Annotated in this window: 10 protein-coding genes; 6 read left to right on the forward strand and 4 right to left on the reverse strand. The window is 67.9% G+C overall.

Annotated elements, in window-relative coordinates:
- Nucleotides 1-23: 23 nt before the first annotated feature.
- Nucleotides 24-1,202, reverse strand: coding sequence for a M20 aminoacylase family protein (locus AC6LKG_RS13435; protein WP_498165053.1), 1,179 nt, complete (start codon nt 1,200-1,202; stop codon nt 24-26).
- A gap of 245 nt (nt 1,203-1,447) precedes the next feature.
- On the opposite strand from AC6LKG_RS13435, the gene AC6LKG_RS13440 reads away from it, so the two are divergent.
- The 6 genes from AC6LKG_RS13440 (at nt 1,448) to AC6LKG_RS13465 (ending at nt 10,348) form a co-directional block, all read left to right on the forward strand.
- Nucleotides 1,448-2,626 carry an isovaleryl-CoA dehydrogenase gene (locus tag AC6LKG_RS13440; protein ID WP_498165055.1) on the forward strand — a complete coding sequence of 393 codons (1,179 nt, stop codon included), beginning with the start codon at nt 1,448-1,450 and terminating at the stop codon, nt 2,624-2,626.
- Between the two features lie 11 nt (nt 2,627-2,637).
- Entirely contained in the window at nt 2,638-4,503 is a 1,866-nt protein-coding gene (aceK, locus tag AC6LKG_RS13445; protein ID WP_498165057.1) for a bifunctional isocitrate dehydrogenase kinase/phosphatase, read from the forward strand.
- Between the two features lie 33 nt (nt 4,504-4,536).
- A complete protein-coding gene (locus tag AC6LKG_RS13450; RefSeq protein ID WP_498165059.1) occupies nt 4,537-5,718 on the forward strand; it encodes an acetyl-CoA C-acetyltransferase in 1,182 nt (393 codons plus the stop codon).
- 288 nt (nt 5,719-6,006) lie between these two features.
- A complete protein-coding gene (locus tag AC6LKG_RS13455; RefSeq protein WP_498165061.1) occupies nt 6,007-7,614 on the forward strand; it encodes a carboxyl transferase domain-containing protein in 1,608 nt (535 codons plus the stop codon).
- A gap of 181 nt (nt 7,615-7,795) precedes the next feature.
- Nucleotides 7,796-9,811, forward strand: a complete 2,016-nt coding sequence (locus AC6LKG_RS13460; protein WP_498165062.1) for an acetyl/propionyl/methylcrotonyl-CoA carboxylase subunit alpha — start codon at nt 7,796-7,798, stop codon at nt 9,809-9,811.
- A 126-nt stretch (nt 9,812-9,937) separates the two neighbouring features.
- Nucleotides 9,938-10,348, forward strand: coding sequence for a VOC family protein (locus AC6LKG_RS13465; protein WP_498165063.1), 411 nt, complete (start codon nt 9,938-9,940; stop codon nt 10,346-10,348).
- Nucleotides 10,349-10,402: 54 nt separating this feature from the next.
- On the opposite strand, the gene AC6LKG_RS13470 is transcribed toward AC6LKG_RS13465, so the two are convergent.
- The 3 genes from AC6LKG_RS13470 to capB form a co-directional block, all read right to left on the reverse strand.
- Nucleotides 10,403-11,350, reverse strand: a complete 948-nt coding sequence (locus AC6LKG_RS13470) for an AraC-like ligand-binding domain-containing protein (RefSeq protein WP_498165065.1) — start codon at nt 11,348-11,350, stop codon at nt 10,403-10,405.
- A gap of 72 nt (nt 11,351-11,422) precedes the next feature.
- Nucleotides 11,423-13,507, reverse strand: a complete 2,085-nt coding sequence (gene capA, locus AC6LKG_RS13475; protein WP_498165067.1) for a caprolactamase subunit alpha — start codon at nt 13,505-13,507, stop codon at nt 11,423-11,425.
- Nucleotides 13,508-13,517: 10 nt separating this feature from the next.
- Entirely contained in the window at nt 13,518-15,287 is a 1,770-nt protein-coding gene (gene capB, locus AC6LKG_RS13480; protein ID WP_498165068.1) for a caprolactamase subunit beta, read from the reverse strand.
- Nucleotides 15,288-15,496: the final 209 nt, after the last annotated feature.

The following is a 15,496-nucleotide window of genomic DNA, read 5'->3' on the forward strand; positions in this document are numbered from 1 at the left end:
GCGTCGCGACGGCCGCGCGTGAATCAGCCAGCCAGGTAGCGCTGCGTCAGCCGCACCCAGTAGCTCGCGCCCGGCGCGATCAGGGCGTCGTTGAAGTCGTAGCTGGTGTTGTGCAGCATGCACGGGCCCAGGCCGTGGCCGGCCATGCGGTGGTCGCCGTCGCCGTTGCCCAGGAACACGTAGCAGCCGGGCTTGGCCTGCAGCAGGAAGGCGAAGTCCTCCGAGGCCATCACCGGCTCGATCACGCGGGCGTGGTCGGCGCCGGCCACCTCGCGCATGACCTGCATGCAGAACTCGGTTTCGGCGGGCGTGTTGATCAGCGCCGGATAGCGGCGCTCGAAGTAGACCTCGGCCTCGCAGCCATGGGCGGCGGCGATGCTGCCGGCGATCTCGTGCATGCGCCGCTCGATCAGGTCGACCACGTCGGTGCTGTAAGCGCGCACCGAGCCGCCCAGCCAGGCGCTGCCCGGGATCACGTTGATGACGCTGCCGCCGGCCTGCACCTGGGTGATGGACAGCACGGCGGCGTCCAGCGGGCGCTTGCTGCGGGTCAGGATGGTCTGCAGCGACTGGCCGATGGCGAACAGCGCCGGCACCGGGTCGGCGCAATCGTGCGGCGCGGCGGCGTGGCCGCCCTTGCCCCGCACGGTGATCTTGAAGCCGTTGGCGGAAGCCATCATCGGGCCGGCGCAGACGCCGAACGAGCCGGCCTCCAGGCCGGGCCAGTTGTGCATGCCGAACACGGCCTCGCAGGGGAAGCGGTCGAACAGGCCGTCCTGGATCATGGCGCGGCCGCCGGCGCCGCCTTCCTCGGCCGGCTGGAAGCAGAAATAGACCGTGCCGTCGAAACCGCCTTCCTGTTGCAGGTGGCGCGCGGCCGCCAGCAGCATGGCGGTGTGGCCATCGTGGCCGCAGCCATGCATCTTGCCATCGTGGCGCGAACGGTGCTCGAACTGGTTCTCTTCCTGCATCGGCAGGGCGTCCATGTCGGCGCGCAACATGATGGCGCGATCGGAAGCGCCGCGCTTGATGACGCCGACCACGCCGGTCTTGGCGATGCCGGTGTGGGTCTCGATGCCCCAGCCGCGCAGGGCGTCGGCCACCACCTTGGCGGTGCGATGCTCTTCGTAGCAGAGCTCGGGATGGGCGTGCAGATCGCGCCGCAGCGCCACAATATCGTCGAGATTGGCCAGGTCGGACACCGCTGACTCCGTAACAAAATTTCAAGTTTCAAGGACCCGGGGAATAGTACCCAGGGCGCTTGCCCGGGACGCAAACATTTGCCTAGGGAAAACCCGACTCTTATTTACGTTTACGTAAACGTAATATTTGCGCTGCATCATTGCGTAGCCAGCGTCGATCAGCGCATCATGGGGCCACGCGGCGAGATCCGGCGCGATCGCAGGCGCCCATAAAAATGTAAGTACCCACTATCACGGAGACAGCGATGAACCTTCCTGGCCTGAACTTCGACCTGGGCGAAGACCTGGACATGCTGCGCGACGCCGTGCGCACTTTCGCGCAGGCCGAGATCGCGCCGCGCGCCGCCGAAGTCGACCGCAGCGACCAGTTCCCCATGGACCTCTGGCGCAAGTTCGGCGACCTGGGCGTGCTGGGCATGACGGCCAGCGAGGAATACGGCGGCGCTAACATGGGCTACCTGGCCCACATGGTGGCGATGGAGGAAATCTCCCGCGCCAGCGCCTCGATCGGCCTGTCCTATGGCGCCCACTCCAACCTGTGCGTCAACCAGATCAACCGCAACGGCACCCCGGCGCAGAAGGCCAAATACCTGCCCAAGCTGATTTCCGGCGAACACATCGGCGCGCTGGCCATGAGCGAACCGGGCGCCGGCTCGGATGTGGTCAGCATGAAGCTGCGCGCCGATAAGAAGGGCGACCGCTACGTCCTCAACGGCACCAAGATGTGGATCACCAACGGCCCCGACGCCGACACCCTGGTGGTCTACGCCAAGACCGACCCCGAGGCGCACCAGCGCGGCATCACCGCGTTCCTGGTGGAAAAGGGCTTCAAGGGCTTCTCGGTGGCGCAGAAGCTGGACAAGCTCGGCATGCGCGGCAGCCACACCGGCGAACTGGTGTTCCAGGACTGCGAGATCCCCGAGGAAAACGTGCTGGGCCAGGTCAACGGCGGCGTCAAGGTGCTGATGAGCGGCCTGGACTACGAGCGCGCCGTGCTGTCGGGCGGCCCGGTCGGCATCATGCAGGCCGTGATGGACGTGGTGGTGCCGTACATCCACGACCGCAAGCAGTTCGGCCAGGCCATCGGCGAATTCCAGCTGATCCAGGGCAAGGTGGCGGACCTGTACACCACGCTGCAAGCCAGCCGCGCCTTCTGCTACCAGGTCGGCAAGAACCTCGACCGCCTCGGCGCCGAGCACGTGCGCCAGGTGCGCAAGGATTGCGCCGCGCTGATCCTGTACACCGCCGAAAAGGCCACCTGGATGGCCGGCGAGGGCGTGCAGATCCTGGGCGGCAACGGCTACATCAACGAATACCCGGTGGGCCGCCTGTGGCGCGACGCCAAGCTGTACGAAATCGGCGCCGGCACCAGCGAGATCCGCCGCATGCTGATCGGCCGCGAATTGTTCGCCGAGACCCTCTGAGCGGCCTTGCCATGATCCGCACGTCCGACGTCCAGCACATCGAGCAGGCGCCCGCCCAGGGCCCCTCGCCGCTGGACGTCGCGCGGCGCATCCTGGCCGGCTTCGACCGCCATTACGCGCTGTTCCGCTACAGCGCGCAGCGCGCCAAGGCGCTGTTCGAATCGGGCGACTGGCACGGCATCCAGCTCCTGTCGCGCGAGCGCATCGAGTACTACGACATGCGCGTGCGCGAATGCGCCAGCCAGCTCGAAGGCGTGCTGCGCGGCCGGCCCGAGGGCGCCGTCGGCGCCCATGCCCCCAACGGCGCGAACGGCGCCGCGGGCACCGCGCTGACGGATGCGCAGACCGCCTACTGGCAGCAGATCAAGCAGGAATTCGTGGGCCTGCTGGGCGAGCACCGCCAGCCCGAATGCGCCGAGACCTTCTTCAACTCGGTGTCATGCCGGCTGCTGCACCGCGACTATTTCCACAACGATTTCCTGTTCGTGCGGCCGGCCGTGGCCACCGACTACCTGGACAGCCGCATGCCGTCGTACCGGGTCTACTACCCGGTGACCGAGGGCCTGCACAAAAGCCTCATCCGCATGGTGGCCGACTTCGGCCTGGCGCTGCCGTTCGAGGACCTGCCGCGCGACACCCGCCTGCTGGCGCGCGCCGCCATCGGCCAACTGCGCCGGCAGTTGCCGCGCCACGTCGGCCGTCGCATCGCCAGCGACTGCCAGGTGCATGCGCTGGGTTCGCTGTTCTTTCGCAACAAGGGCGCCTACATCGTCGGCCGCCTGATCAACCAGGGCACAGTCTACCCCTTCGCCGTGGCGCTGATGCGCAATCCGGCCGGGCAGGTGCGGCTGGATGCATTGCTGCTGGGCGCCGATGACCTGAGCACGCTGTTCAGCTTCACGCGGGCCTATTTCCTGGTGGACATGGAAACCCCGGCCGCGGTGGTCAACTTCCTGGCCAGCCTGCTGCCGCGCAAGCCCAAGGCCGAGCTGTACACCATGATCGGCCTGCAGAAGCAGGGCAAGACGCTGTTCTACCGCGACTTCCTGCACCACCTGGCGCACTCGCGCGACGCCTTCGACATCGCGCCCGGCATCAAGGGCATGGTGATGTGCGTGTTCACGCTGCCGTCCTATCCCTATGTGTTCAAGCTGATCAAGGACCATATCGACAAGGACGGCATGGATCACGCCACGGTGCGGCGCAAGTACCAGATGGTCAAGCTGCACGACCGCGTCGGCCGCATGGCCGACACCTGGGAATACTCGCAGGTGGCGCTGCCGCGCGCGCGCTTCGCGCCGCGGCTGCTGGACGAACTGCGGCGCCTGGTGCCCAGCCTGATCGAGGAAACCGGGGACACGGTGGTCATCCGCCACGTCTACATCGAACGGCGCATGACACCGCTGAACCTGTACCTGAGCCAGGCGTCCGACGCGCTGCTGGAGCCGGCGGTGCGCGAATACGGCGACGCCATCCGTCAACTGGCCACGGCCAATATCTTTCCGGGTGACATGCTCTACAAGAACTTCGGCGTGACGCGGCTGGGGCGGGTCGTGTTCTACGACTACGACGAAATCCAGCGCATGACCGAAATGAATTTCAGACGGATCCCGCCAGCCCCCAATGAAGAAGCGGAAATGGCGTCGGAACCCTGGTACGCCGTCGGACCGAACGACGTCTTCCCCGAGGAGTTCGGCCGTTTCCTGCTGGGCGATGCGCGCGTGCGCGACGCCTTCCTGCGCCACCATGCCGACCTGCTGGAACCGGAATGGTGGCAGGCCTGCCGCGCCCACGTGGCGCAAGGCCGAATCGAAGAATTTTTCCCTTACGATACAGACAGGCGCCTGCGCCCGGCCATTGCCGCCGCGGCCACGTAAAAGACGCTGTCCCGATCCTCACAGGAGCTAGTCATGTCAGATCCCATCGTTATCGTTTCCGTCGCCCGCACCCCCATGGGCGGCATGCTCGGCAGCCTGTCCGGCCTGGCCGCGCACGAGCTGGGCTCGGTCGCCATCAAGGCGGCCGTCGAACGCGCGGGCGTCAAGCCGGAGCAGATCGAAGAAGTCATCATGGGCAACGTGCTGCAGGCCGGCCAGGGCCAGGCCCCGGCGCGCCAGGCCGCGCTGGGCGCGGGCCTGCCGCTGGGCGTGGCGTGCACCACCATCCACAAGGTGTGCGGCTCGGGCCTGAAGGCCGCCATGTTCGGCCACGACCTGCTGGCCGCGGGTTCGGCCAACATCGTCGTCGCCGGCGGCCAGGAAAGCATGAGCAACGCGCCCTACCTGATGCTCAAGGGCCGCCAGGGCTACCGCTACGGCCACAGCACCATCTATGACCACATGGCCCTGGACGGCCTGGAAGACGCCTACGACAAGGGCAAGGCCATGGGCGTGTTCGCCGAGGATTGCGCCGCCAAGTATTCGTTCACGCGCGAACAGCAGGACGCCTTCTCGCTGGAATCGCTGCGCCGCGCCCGCGCCGCCACCGAAGACGGCAGCTTCAAGTGGGAAATCACGCCGGTGACGGTGGCCGGCCGCAAGGGCGACACCGTGGTCGACACCGACGAGGCCCCCACCAAGGCCATGCCGGAAAAGATTCCGACGCTCAAGCCCGCGTTCAAGAAGGACGGCACCGTCACCGCCGCCAACTCGTCGTCGATCTCCGACGGCGCCGCCGCCATGGTGCTGATGCGCGCCTCCACCGCCGAGAAGCTCGGTATCAAGCCGCTGGCCCGCATCGTGGCGCACAGCCAGCACTCGCAGGAACCGAACTGGTTCACCACCGCCCCGGTCGGCGCGTTGAAGAACCTGTTCGCCAAGACCGGCTGGAAGGCCGAGGACGTGGACCTGTACGAGATCAACGAAGCGTTCGCGGTGGTCACCATGGCCGCCATGACCGACTTCAAGCTGCCGCATGAAAAGGTCAACATCCACGGCGGCGCCACCGCCCTGGGCCACCCCATCGGCGCCTCCGGCGCGCGCCTGATGACCACGCTGATCGGCGCGCTGCGCAAGACCGGCGGCAAGCGCGGCGTGGCCACGCTGTGCATCGGCGGCGGCGAAGCCGTGGCGATGGCAATCGAAATGGTCTAAAGCGGTACTTCTCCCGAGGCGCACTTTTTCCCTGGATGTCCGTGGGAAAAAGCGCCGCCTCGGAGGGCCGCAAGCCCGCGTAGCGGGCACACTGATGGGCATCATTTCGCTGCGCCTTTTCCGCAAGGCGAAGTCCGCGACGGGTCGGTCGCGGGCCGTGCGGGAGAGGCGCAACGAAATGCAGCTGAGTTAATCCATGACAAGAATGCCCGGCTCAGCGGGCAGCGAGACAAACCGCTCGACCCCGAGCGCCTTCAACATCCCATTAAGCAGGACGGGTGGTACCCCATGCCCATCATCGAATCCCGCATCAATCCGCGGTCGCAGGACTACACCGACAACGCGCGCGCCATGCAGGCGCAGCTGGACGACCTGAGCCGGCAACTGGCGCAGACCGCGCTGGGCGGCAGCGAATCGTCGCGCGCCAAGCACGTGGCGCGCGGCAAGCTGCTGCCGCGCGACCGAGTCGAGCAACTGATTGATCCGGGGTCGCCGTTCCTGGAACTGTCGCCGATGGCGGCGCACGGCATGTACGACGGCGACGCGCCGGGCGCGGGGGTCATCACCGGCATCGGCCGCATCGCCGGCACCGAATGCGTGATCGTCTGCAACGACGCCACCGTCAAGGGCGGCACCTACTACCCGATGACGGTCAAGAAACACCTGCGCGCGCAGGAGATCGCCGCGCAGAACCGGCTGCCGTGCGTGTACCTGGTCGATTCCGGCGGCGCCAACCTGCCGCAGCAGGACGAGGTCTTTCCCGACCGCGAACACTTCGGCCGCATCTTCTACAACCAGGCGCAGATGTCGGCGCAGGGCATCGCGCAGATCGCGGTGGTGATGGGCTCGTGCACCGCCGGCGGCGCCTACGTGCCCGCCATGAGCGACGAGTCCATCATCGTCAAGAACCAGGGCACCATCTTCCTGGGCGGCCCGCCACTGGTGAAGGCTGCCACCGGCGAGGAAGTCAGCGCCGAGGACCTGGGCGGCGGCGACGTGCACACGCGCCTGTCGGGCGTGGCCGACCACCTGGCCGCCAACGACATGCACGCGCTGCAACTGGCGCGCGGCGCGGTGGCGCGCCTGAACCGCAAGAAGCCGGCGCCGCTGGCCACCGTGCCGGTGCGCGAACCGCGCTACGACCCGGCCGAACTGAACGGCATCATCCCCGCCGACACCCGCAAGCCGTATGACGTGCGCGAGGTCATCGCGCGCATCGTCGACGGTTCCGAGTTCGACGAATTCAAGGCGCGCTTCGGCCCCACGCTGGTGACGGGCTTTGCCCACATCCACGGCATGCCGGTGGGCATCGTCGCCAACAACGGCATCCTGTTCTCGGAATCGGCGCAGAAGGGCGCGCACTTCATCGAGCTGTGCGCGCAGCGCAAGATCCCGCTGGTGTTCCTGCAGAACATCACCGGCTTCATGGTCGGCCGCAAGTACGAAAACGAAGGCATCGCGCGCCACGGCGCCAAGATGGTCACCGCCGTGGCCACCGCCAACGTGCCCAAGTTCACCGTGCTGATCGGCGGCTCGTTCGGCGCCGGCAACTACGGCATGTGCGGCCGCGCCTACTCGCCGCGCCTCTTGTTCATGTGGCCCAACGCGCGCATCTCGGTCATGGGCGGCGAGCAGGCCGCCAGCGTGCTGGCCACGGTCAAGCGCGACGGCATCGAGGCGCGCGGCGGCCAGTGGTCGGCGACCGAGGAAGACGCCTTCAAGGCGCCGATCCGCGAGCAATACGAACGCGAGGGCCATCCGTACTACGCCACCGCGCGGCTGTGGGACGACGGCATCATCGCGCCGGCCGACACGCGCCGCGTGCTGGGGCTGGCGCTGTCGGCGGCGCTGAACGCGCCGATCGAAGACACGCGCTTCGGCGTCTTCCGGATGTAGAAGAAAGCCCACCCCCTACGCGCTGCGCGCGCCCCCTCAAGGGGGCGACACCGGCGGACCGGCGAAGCCGGATCCGCGGTGTCCCCGATAAGGTCGGCGTAATGCGGCGTGTGCGGGTTTTGGATGCATTGCGCTCGTCGCTGCAACGTAGTCAACGAATGATTCCAGTCTGGATAACGCCATGTTCGATACCCTGCTGATTGCCAACCGCGGCGAAATCGCCTGCCGCGTCGCCGCCACCGCCCGCCGCCTGGGCATCCGCACCGTCGCCGTCTATTCCGACGCCGACGCCAACGCCCGCCACGTCGCCGCCTGCGACATCGCGGTGCACATCGGCGGCCCCGAGCCGCGCGCCAGCTACCTGCGCGCCGACGCCATCCTGCAGGCCGCGCGCGATACCGGCGCCCAAGCCATCCACCCCGGCTACGGCTTCCTGTCGGAAAACGAAGCCTTCGCCGAAGCCGCCGAACAGGCCGGCATCGCCTTCGTCGGCCCGCCGGCCTCGGCCATCGCCGCCATGGGCAGCAAGTCCGCCGCCAAGTCGCTGATGGAAAAGGCCGGCGTGCCGCTGGTGCCCGGCTACCACGGCGACAACCAGGACCCGCAATTCCTCAAGGAACAGGCCGACGCCATCGGCTACCCGGTGCTGATCAAGGCCAGCGCCGGCGGCGGCGGCAAGGGCATGCGCGTGGTCGAATCGTCCGGCGCGTTCCTGGACGCCCTGGCCTCGTGCCAGCGCGAGGCCGCCTCCAGCTTCGGCGACGACCGCGTGCTGATCGAACGCTACCTGCAGAAGCCGCGCCACATCGAGATCCAGGTATTCGCCGACACCCACGGCAACTGCGTCTACCTGTTCGAGCGCGACTGCTCGGTGCAGCGCCGCCACCAGAAGGTGATCGAGGAAGCGCCCGCGCCCGGCATGACCGAGGAACGCCGCCGCGCCATGGGCGAGGCCGCCGTGGCCGCCGCGCGCGCGGTGGGCTACGTCGGCGCCGGCACGGTGGAATTCATCGCCGAGCCCGACGGCCGCTTCTACTTCATGGAAATGAACACGCGCCTGCAGGTCGAGCACCCCGTCACCGAGATGATCACCGGCCACGACCTGGTCGAATGGCAGTTGCGCGTGGCCGCCGGCCAGCCGCTGCCGGCGCGCCAGGAAGACCTGCGCATCCACGGCCACGCCATCGAGGCCCGCATCTACGCCGAGAACCCCGAGAAAGGCTTCCTGCCGTCGATCGGCACGCTGGCCTACCTGGGCCTGCCGGCCCACGTCGCCTTCGCCAACGGCGACATCCGCGTCGATGGCGGGGTGCGCACCGGCGACACCATCACGCCGTTCTACGACCCCATGATCGCCAAGCTGATCGTGCACGGCGCCGACCGCGACCAGGCCCGCGCCCGCATGCTGCAGGCACTGGCGCAGACCCAGGCGGTGGGGGTGCAGACCAACGTCGCCTTCCTGTCGCGCCTGATGCGCGACAGCGCCTTCGCCGCCGCCGACCTCGACACCGGCCTGATCGAACGCCAGCGCGCCACGCTGCTGCCCGAGCCCACGCCGGCCGACGCCGCCACGCTGGCGCTGGCCTCGGCCGCCGTGCTGGCCAGCCAGGGGCAGGCGCAATCGGCGCCACATGGCGCCGCCCCGGCCGACCCGTGGGACACGCGCGACGGCTGGCGCCTGGGCGGCCGCTACCAGCGCCAACTGCAATGGATCGACAACGGCGAAACGCGCCACGTCACCGTCGCGCGCCAGGGCGCCGACTGGACGCTGGACAGCGGCGACGGCGCCCGGCCCTTCGCCTGGCGCGCCGAGGGCAACGACGGCCCGGCCCGCGTGCTGCGCATCACCCTGGACGGCCGCGAACGCGCCGGCACCGTGGTGCTGCACGCCGACAAGGCCCACGTCTTCGGCGATGGCGGCGCGCGCGTGCTGGACCTGTACGACCCGCTGGCGCATGCCCAGGACACCCACGGCGACCATGGCGGCGGCCTGACCGCCCCCATGCCGGGCAAGATCATCTCCATCGCCGTCAAGGCCGGCGACAGCGTCGCCAAGGGCCAGCCGCTGCTGGTAATGGAGGCCATGAAGATGGAGCACACCATCTCGGCGCCGGCCGACGGCAAGGTCGAGGAACTGTTCTACGCCGTGGGCGACCAGGTGACGGAAGGCGCGGAACTGGTGTCGATCGGCGCGTGAATTCATCGACCTGGCGGGCGAATCGCCGCAGGCCTGGGCGCGGCGTCAGAACAGGTAACAAATATTCAAGACCCGGTGCGCTCATCGGTTCATCATGAAGGCTCCCCCTTCCCCAGGAGCTTGCCGATGAACCCGATGCCTGTTGAACCGCCCCGCCTGTTTCCCACGCTGCGCTGCCAGGACCCGGACGCCATGATGCGCTGGCTGGCCGCCATGCTGGGCTTCACGGAACTGGCCGTCTACCGCGACGGCGCCGTCGTGCAGCACGCCGAGATGGCCTGTGGCAGTTCCATCCTGATGCTGGGACAGCATCGCGACGACGACTACGGCAAACAGGTCGGCGATCCGCAAGGCCGCCGCACCGACGCGCTGTATCTGGCGGTGGACGATCCCGACGCCCTGCACGCCAGGCTGAAAGCCGGCGGCACGACCATCGTGGCCGAACCCTATGACTCGCCGCACGGCAGCCGCGACTTCGCCTGCCGCGACCCCGAGGGCAATCTCTGGTATTTCGGCACCTACTGGCCCAAGGCGTAGCGCTCGCCCATCCCGCGCATGGGCCGCGTCTTCCGCCTCGATGCGCGGCCCGACCTACCCGGCCATGCGCCGCGCCTGCCCGGGGGTATAGCCGAAACGCCGCTTGAACAGTCGCGAGAAATGCGACTGATCCGAGAACCCCCATTGCTGCGCCACCCCGGCCACCGACACCGGCCGCGCCGGGCCGCGCAGCGCCTGCTCCGCGCGGTCAAGCCGCTGCTCATGCAGCCATTGCATGAAGGTCTGGCCCACGTCGCGGTACAGCGCGTGCAGATAGCGCACGGAAATGCCACAGGCCCGCGCCACTCGCTCCGGCCCCAGGTCGCAGTCGGCCAGGTGGCGCCGCGCATAGGCTTCGATGCGGCACAGGTGAGCCGCCCGCACGGCGGAGTCTCCCGGGTCCAGCGCCCGCGCATCCTGCTGCACGGAACAGACCAGCAGGTCCACCAGCTGCTGCGCCAGCAGTTCGCGCATCGTGTCTTCGCCACGGCCAAGCTGGCGGCCGATCAGGTCGACGTAGGACGCGAACAGCCAGCCCGGCCCCTGCGTCGCGTCGAACGACAGCGCACAATAGCGGCCAGGTTCGCGCAGGTGCCCGCGCATCATCGCGCCCGGCACCTTGAGGACCCACAAGGCGTTGTCGCGCCCGTACGAGAATTCATACGGGCTATGGCCATGCTCGAGCAGGAACGCGCCCGGATGGCAAAGCGTCTCGCGTCCGGCCTGCAGGAAGCGGATGTCGCTCTGGCGCGGCACGGTAATCAGATAGTGTTCGTCGGAGCCATCCCGCAGATGCGTCGCCAACCGGCGATAGCACAGCGGCGAGGAGGCCAGCCGCGACAGCGAAAGCTCGCCCAGGTTCCACGAATGCAGCGCCCCGTCGAAACGCCCTTCATCCTGGAATTGCAGTTGCAGGCTGAAATAGGTGCGGCCAACCGCGGTGTTCCAGTAGCGGGCGCGGTCGACAGCAGCCAGGGCAGCGGTATCGTAGCGGGCATCCACGGTGCTATTCCTCGTACAGAGCCTGGCGCTCCCTGTGCCAGGCTCTCTGGTCTCAACAGGCCCTAATCTGGATCAGCCGCCATCGCGGGTCAATAAGTAAGTACCCGAGCCGTGCAGGACGGCGTTCCAGCCAGGACGCACCACGATGGTCGTCGTGGGCTCCTCGATCACGGCGGGCCCCTCGATCCGGTCATCCGCCAGCAGGCGCGACCCGTCGTACACCGGCGTGTCGACCCAGGCGCCATCGGCCTCGAACAACATCTCGCGCCTGCTGTCCAGCGCGGCCTCGGGATGGCCGTTGCCGGACGCCAGGCTCGGCAGCGCGGGCTTGTCCACCTCGCCCACCGCCATGACTTCCAGGTTCACCAACTCCACCAGGTTATGCGGCTCGGCGTAGGTGTAGAGCTGCTCGTGGCGCGCATGGAAATCCGCGAGCACGGTCTGCAGGGTATCGCGAGTGAAGGCGCCCGCGGGCACATCGACCTGGCACTCGTGGATCTGGCCCTGATAGCGCATCTCCACCTTGCGGGACAGGGAGATCCGCGATGGCGCGAAGCCATCGGCCGCGAGCAATTCATGACCGCGCCGCTCCATGTCGCGGAACAATCCATCCAGCCGCGCAATGTCGGCGTGCTCGTCCAGCCGCATCACGGCACTGGCCAGGAAATGGTATTTGACGTCGGAGATCACCTGGCCGAAAGCGCACAGGCATGAGGCGATCTTGGGCACGAGGACGGTACGGCTGCCGATCTCCTCGGCCAGGGCGACGATGTGCATGCCGGCCGCGCCACCCGCGCAGACCAGCGCGAAGTCGCGCGGATCGTAGCCGTTCTCGATCGAGATGCCGCGAATGCCGTGCGCCATGTTCAGGTTCACCAGCGTGCCGATGCCATGGGCCGCGTGCGCCAGGCTCAAGCCGAGCGGTTCAGCCACATGCCGACGCACGGCCTCGCGGGCCAGTTCGCGATTCAGGCGGATGGCGCCGCCCAGCACCGCATCCGGGCGCAGATAGCCCAACACCATGTTGGCATCGGTGACGGTGGGCGCTTCACCGCCCAGGCCATAGCAGGCCGGCCCGGGCATCGAGCCGGCGCTCTGCGGCCCCACTTCCAGCATGCCGAAGGCGTTCAGGTGGGCGATGGATCCCCCGCCCGCGCCCAGGGTTTCCACATGGATCATCGGCACGCCGATGCGATGGCGCAGGAAGTCGATATTGCGGTTGAGATTGGTCTGGCCCGCGCGGGCCATGGTGATGTCGAAGGACGTGCCGCCCATGTCCACCGTGATGATGTTGTCGATGCCGAACGGCGCCGCCACGTACAGGCCGGCCTGGGGCGCCGACGCCGGGCCCGAATTGATGGCGTTGACCGCCCGCCGCCGCATGATGTCACCCACCGCCAGGCCGCCGTTGGACTGGAAATAGCGCACCGCGCCACGCGCCCCGAGGCCCCGGAAATAATCATCGATGCGCGCCACGTAGCGCCCCATTACCGGGCTCAGATAGGCATTGACGATGGTGGTGGAGGTGCGCGTGTACTCCCGCACCTGCGGATAGACCTCATGGCCGGCGCAGACAAATACATCCGGCATGGCGGCCGCCACCATGTCGCGCGCGCGCCGTTCGTGATCGGCATTGGCCGGGGCCCAGACGAACGACACCGCCACCGCCTGCACGCCTTCGCGCTTGAAGACCTCGATCGCCGCGCGCACGTCGTCCTCGTTCAATGGCGCGTGCACCGAGCCGTCGGCCAGCACCCGTTCACGCACCGGCCTGCGCAGGTGGCGCGGCACCAGTTGCGGGGCGGGGGGATAGTCGGCGTCGTAGCGATAGCCTTCCTCCTTGTGGCCCAGGCGGATTTCGATGCTGTCCTCGTGGCCCGCGGTGCACAGCAGGCCGACCTTGACGCCCTTCAATTCGATCAACGCGTTCAGCGCCACGGTGGTGCCGTTGATGCACAGATCGCAGTCGCGCACGATCTCTTCGACCGGTCTGCCGAGCGCCTCCGACATCTGCGCCAGGCCGGCGGCGATGGCCTTGGTGCCATCCTGCGGCGTCGATGCGCTCTTGAAAAGGCGGATCGCGCCGTCGCGTCCGGCCAGGACGAAATCGGTGAAGGTGCCGCCGGCGTCTACGCCGAGGCGATATTGTCCTTGCATGGTGTGCTCCTCAGCGGGGATCGCGGATGCGTTGCGTGCGGGTCGCGGCGAAGTCGACATTGCCGTCGTTCCCGACCACCACGCCGTACTCGGCGCAGGCTGCCTCGGGCGAGACCAGCCCGTTGCGGATGTCGCGCGCCACTTCCTCCGGCGCGCGGCAATACGGGTCGCCGTAACCGCCGCCGCCCGGATTGACGTTGCGGGCCCGTTCCCCGGGCTGCAACGTCAGGATGGTGTTCTTGCGGTGCACGGTGACCTGGCCGTCGGCGTGATGCTGTTCCAGCCGTCCCAGCTTGCGCTCGGGTAGCGTGTTGTACGCGCCCGCCGCGCCGCCGGTCGGGATCTGGCGTCCCTCGCCAAACGCGACCACCGTCATTTCGTGGCCGATGGGTTCCACTTCCCACACCGTGCCGCTGCCGCCGCGGCGCTGCCCGGCGCCGCCGCTGTCTTCCTGCAGGCCATAGCGATGGATGATGATGGGATAGGCGTATTCCAGCAATTCGATGTCGCCCGAGCTGAGCGCGCCGAAACAGCAAAGCGGACCGCAGGCGTGCCAGCCGTCCATCTGGCGCGTGGCGCCCGCGCCCGAGATGATGGAAGCCAGCACCATGGTCACGTACTGCTCCCCCGTCCTGGGATTGACGCCCGCAATGTTGACGCCGCTGGCGTGCCCCCAGGAGGCGGTCACGCGTTCCGGCGCCGCCGCCTCGAAGGCCTGGCGCACCGCGTCGGTCAGCGTCTCCATGGGTGTCGTGGTGCAGTTGACGTGCGGCGCCGGCTCGCGCGCATTGCAGAGCGTGCCCTGCGGGCCCAGGTCCACGGTGACGCAGCGGTACAGCCCCGCGTTGTAGGGCGGCGGCACCTGCGCGAACATCATCAGGCCCAGATAGATGCCCGACAGCGAATTGCCGGCATAGGAATTGATGAAGTAGGGCACCTGGGGCGGGCTGTCGATGCGGATGTGGACCTGGTCGCCCGTCACCTGCACGCTGGCCGTGATGGTCATGTCGCCATGGCCATGGCCGGCATCCTCCAGGCGCGCCCGGCCTTCATAGCGCCCGTCGGGAATCGAGGCGATCAGTGATCGCATGTGCCGGTCCGCCATGTCCTTGAGCTCGGCGATGGCTGCCTGCACGGTGGCCAGGCCGTACTTGGCGAGCAGGGCGCGCAGATGGCGCTCGCCGACCCGGCAGGCGCCGAACTGGGCGTTGAGGTCGCCTTCCTGATCGCGGCGCGATCGCATGTTGCATAGCAGCAGATTGACGACGTCGTCGCGCCGCACGCCCCGGTCCCAGAGCTTCACCGGCGGAATCCGCAGGCCTTCTGCGTAGAGATCGCGCGCGTCCGGGTTGTAGCCCGCCGGCACCGGCCCGCCGATGTCGGTCAGATGGCCCTTGCACACCGCCCAGAAGACCAGCTCGCCATCATGGAATACCGGCTTGTACATGCAACAGTCCAGAATATGGCTGCCCTGGTAGACCGGATCGTTGTGATAGATGATGTCGCCTTCGTGGATATCGTCGCCGAAGAAGTCGGCCACGGCCTTCATGGCGGGGATCAGCGATCCGAGATGGATGGGTATGTCCTGGCCCTGCAGGATCATTTCCGGATAGTGGTCGAACAGCGCGTTGCTGTAGTCGTGGGCCAGGTTGAAGACACTGGAGCGGCCCGTTTTCTCCAGGGTCAGTGTCATCTCGCGCTGCGCGGTCTCGAGCGCGCCGCGCACCACGGCCAGCGTGATCGGGTCTACCTGCCCGGCGGCGGCAAATGGCTTGCCCATCATGTTCCCCTTGTATGGTCGCCACCTTCCGGATGGCTGCGGGGACAACGTTAATCAGCGCCACGGCGGCTGGCTTGTACCAGAGCGCACGAAAACTTGCCTGTGAAAGCACAACGACCCGGTGCTTTCCCGCATGCTCTTAGTTTCCCGTCAGCCGGTTTTCCCTAGAATGCGGGATTCCGATCCCCGCCCGCGCATGCGCCGCGCGT

The sequence above is a fragment of the Achromobacter sp. 46006 genome, from assembly GCF_059761975.1.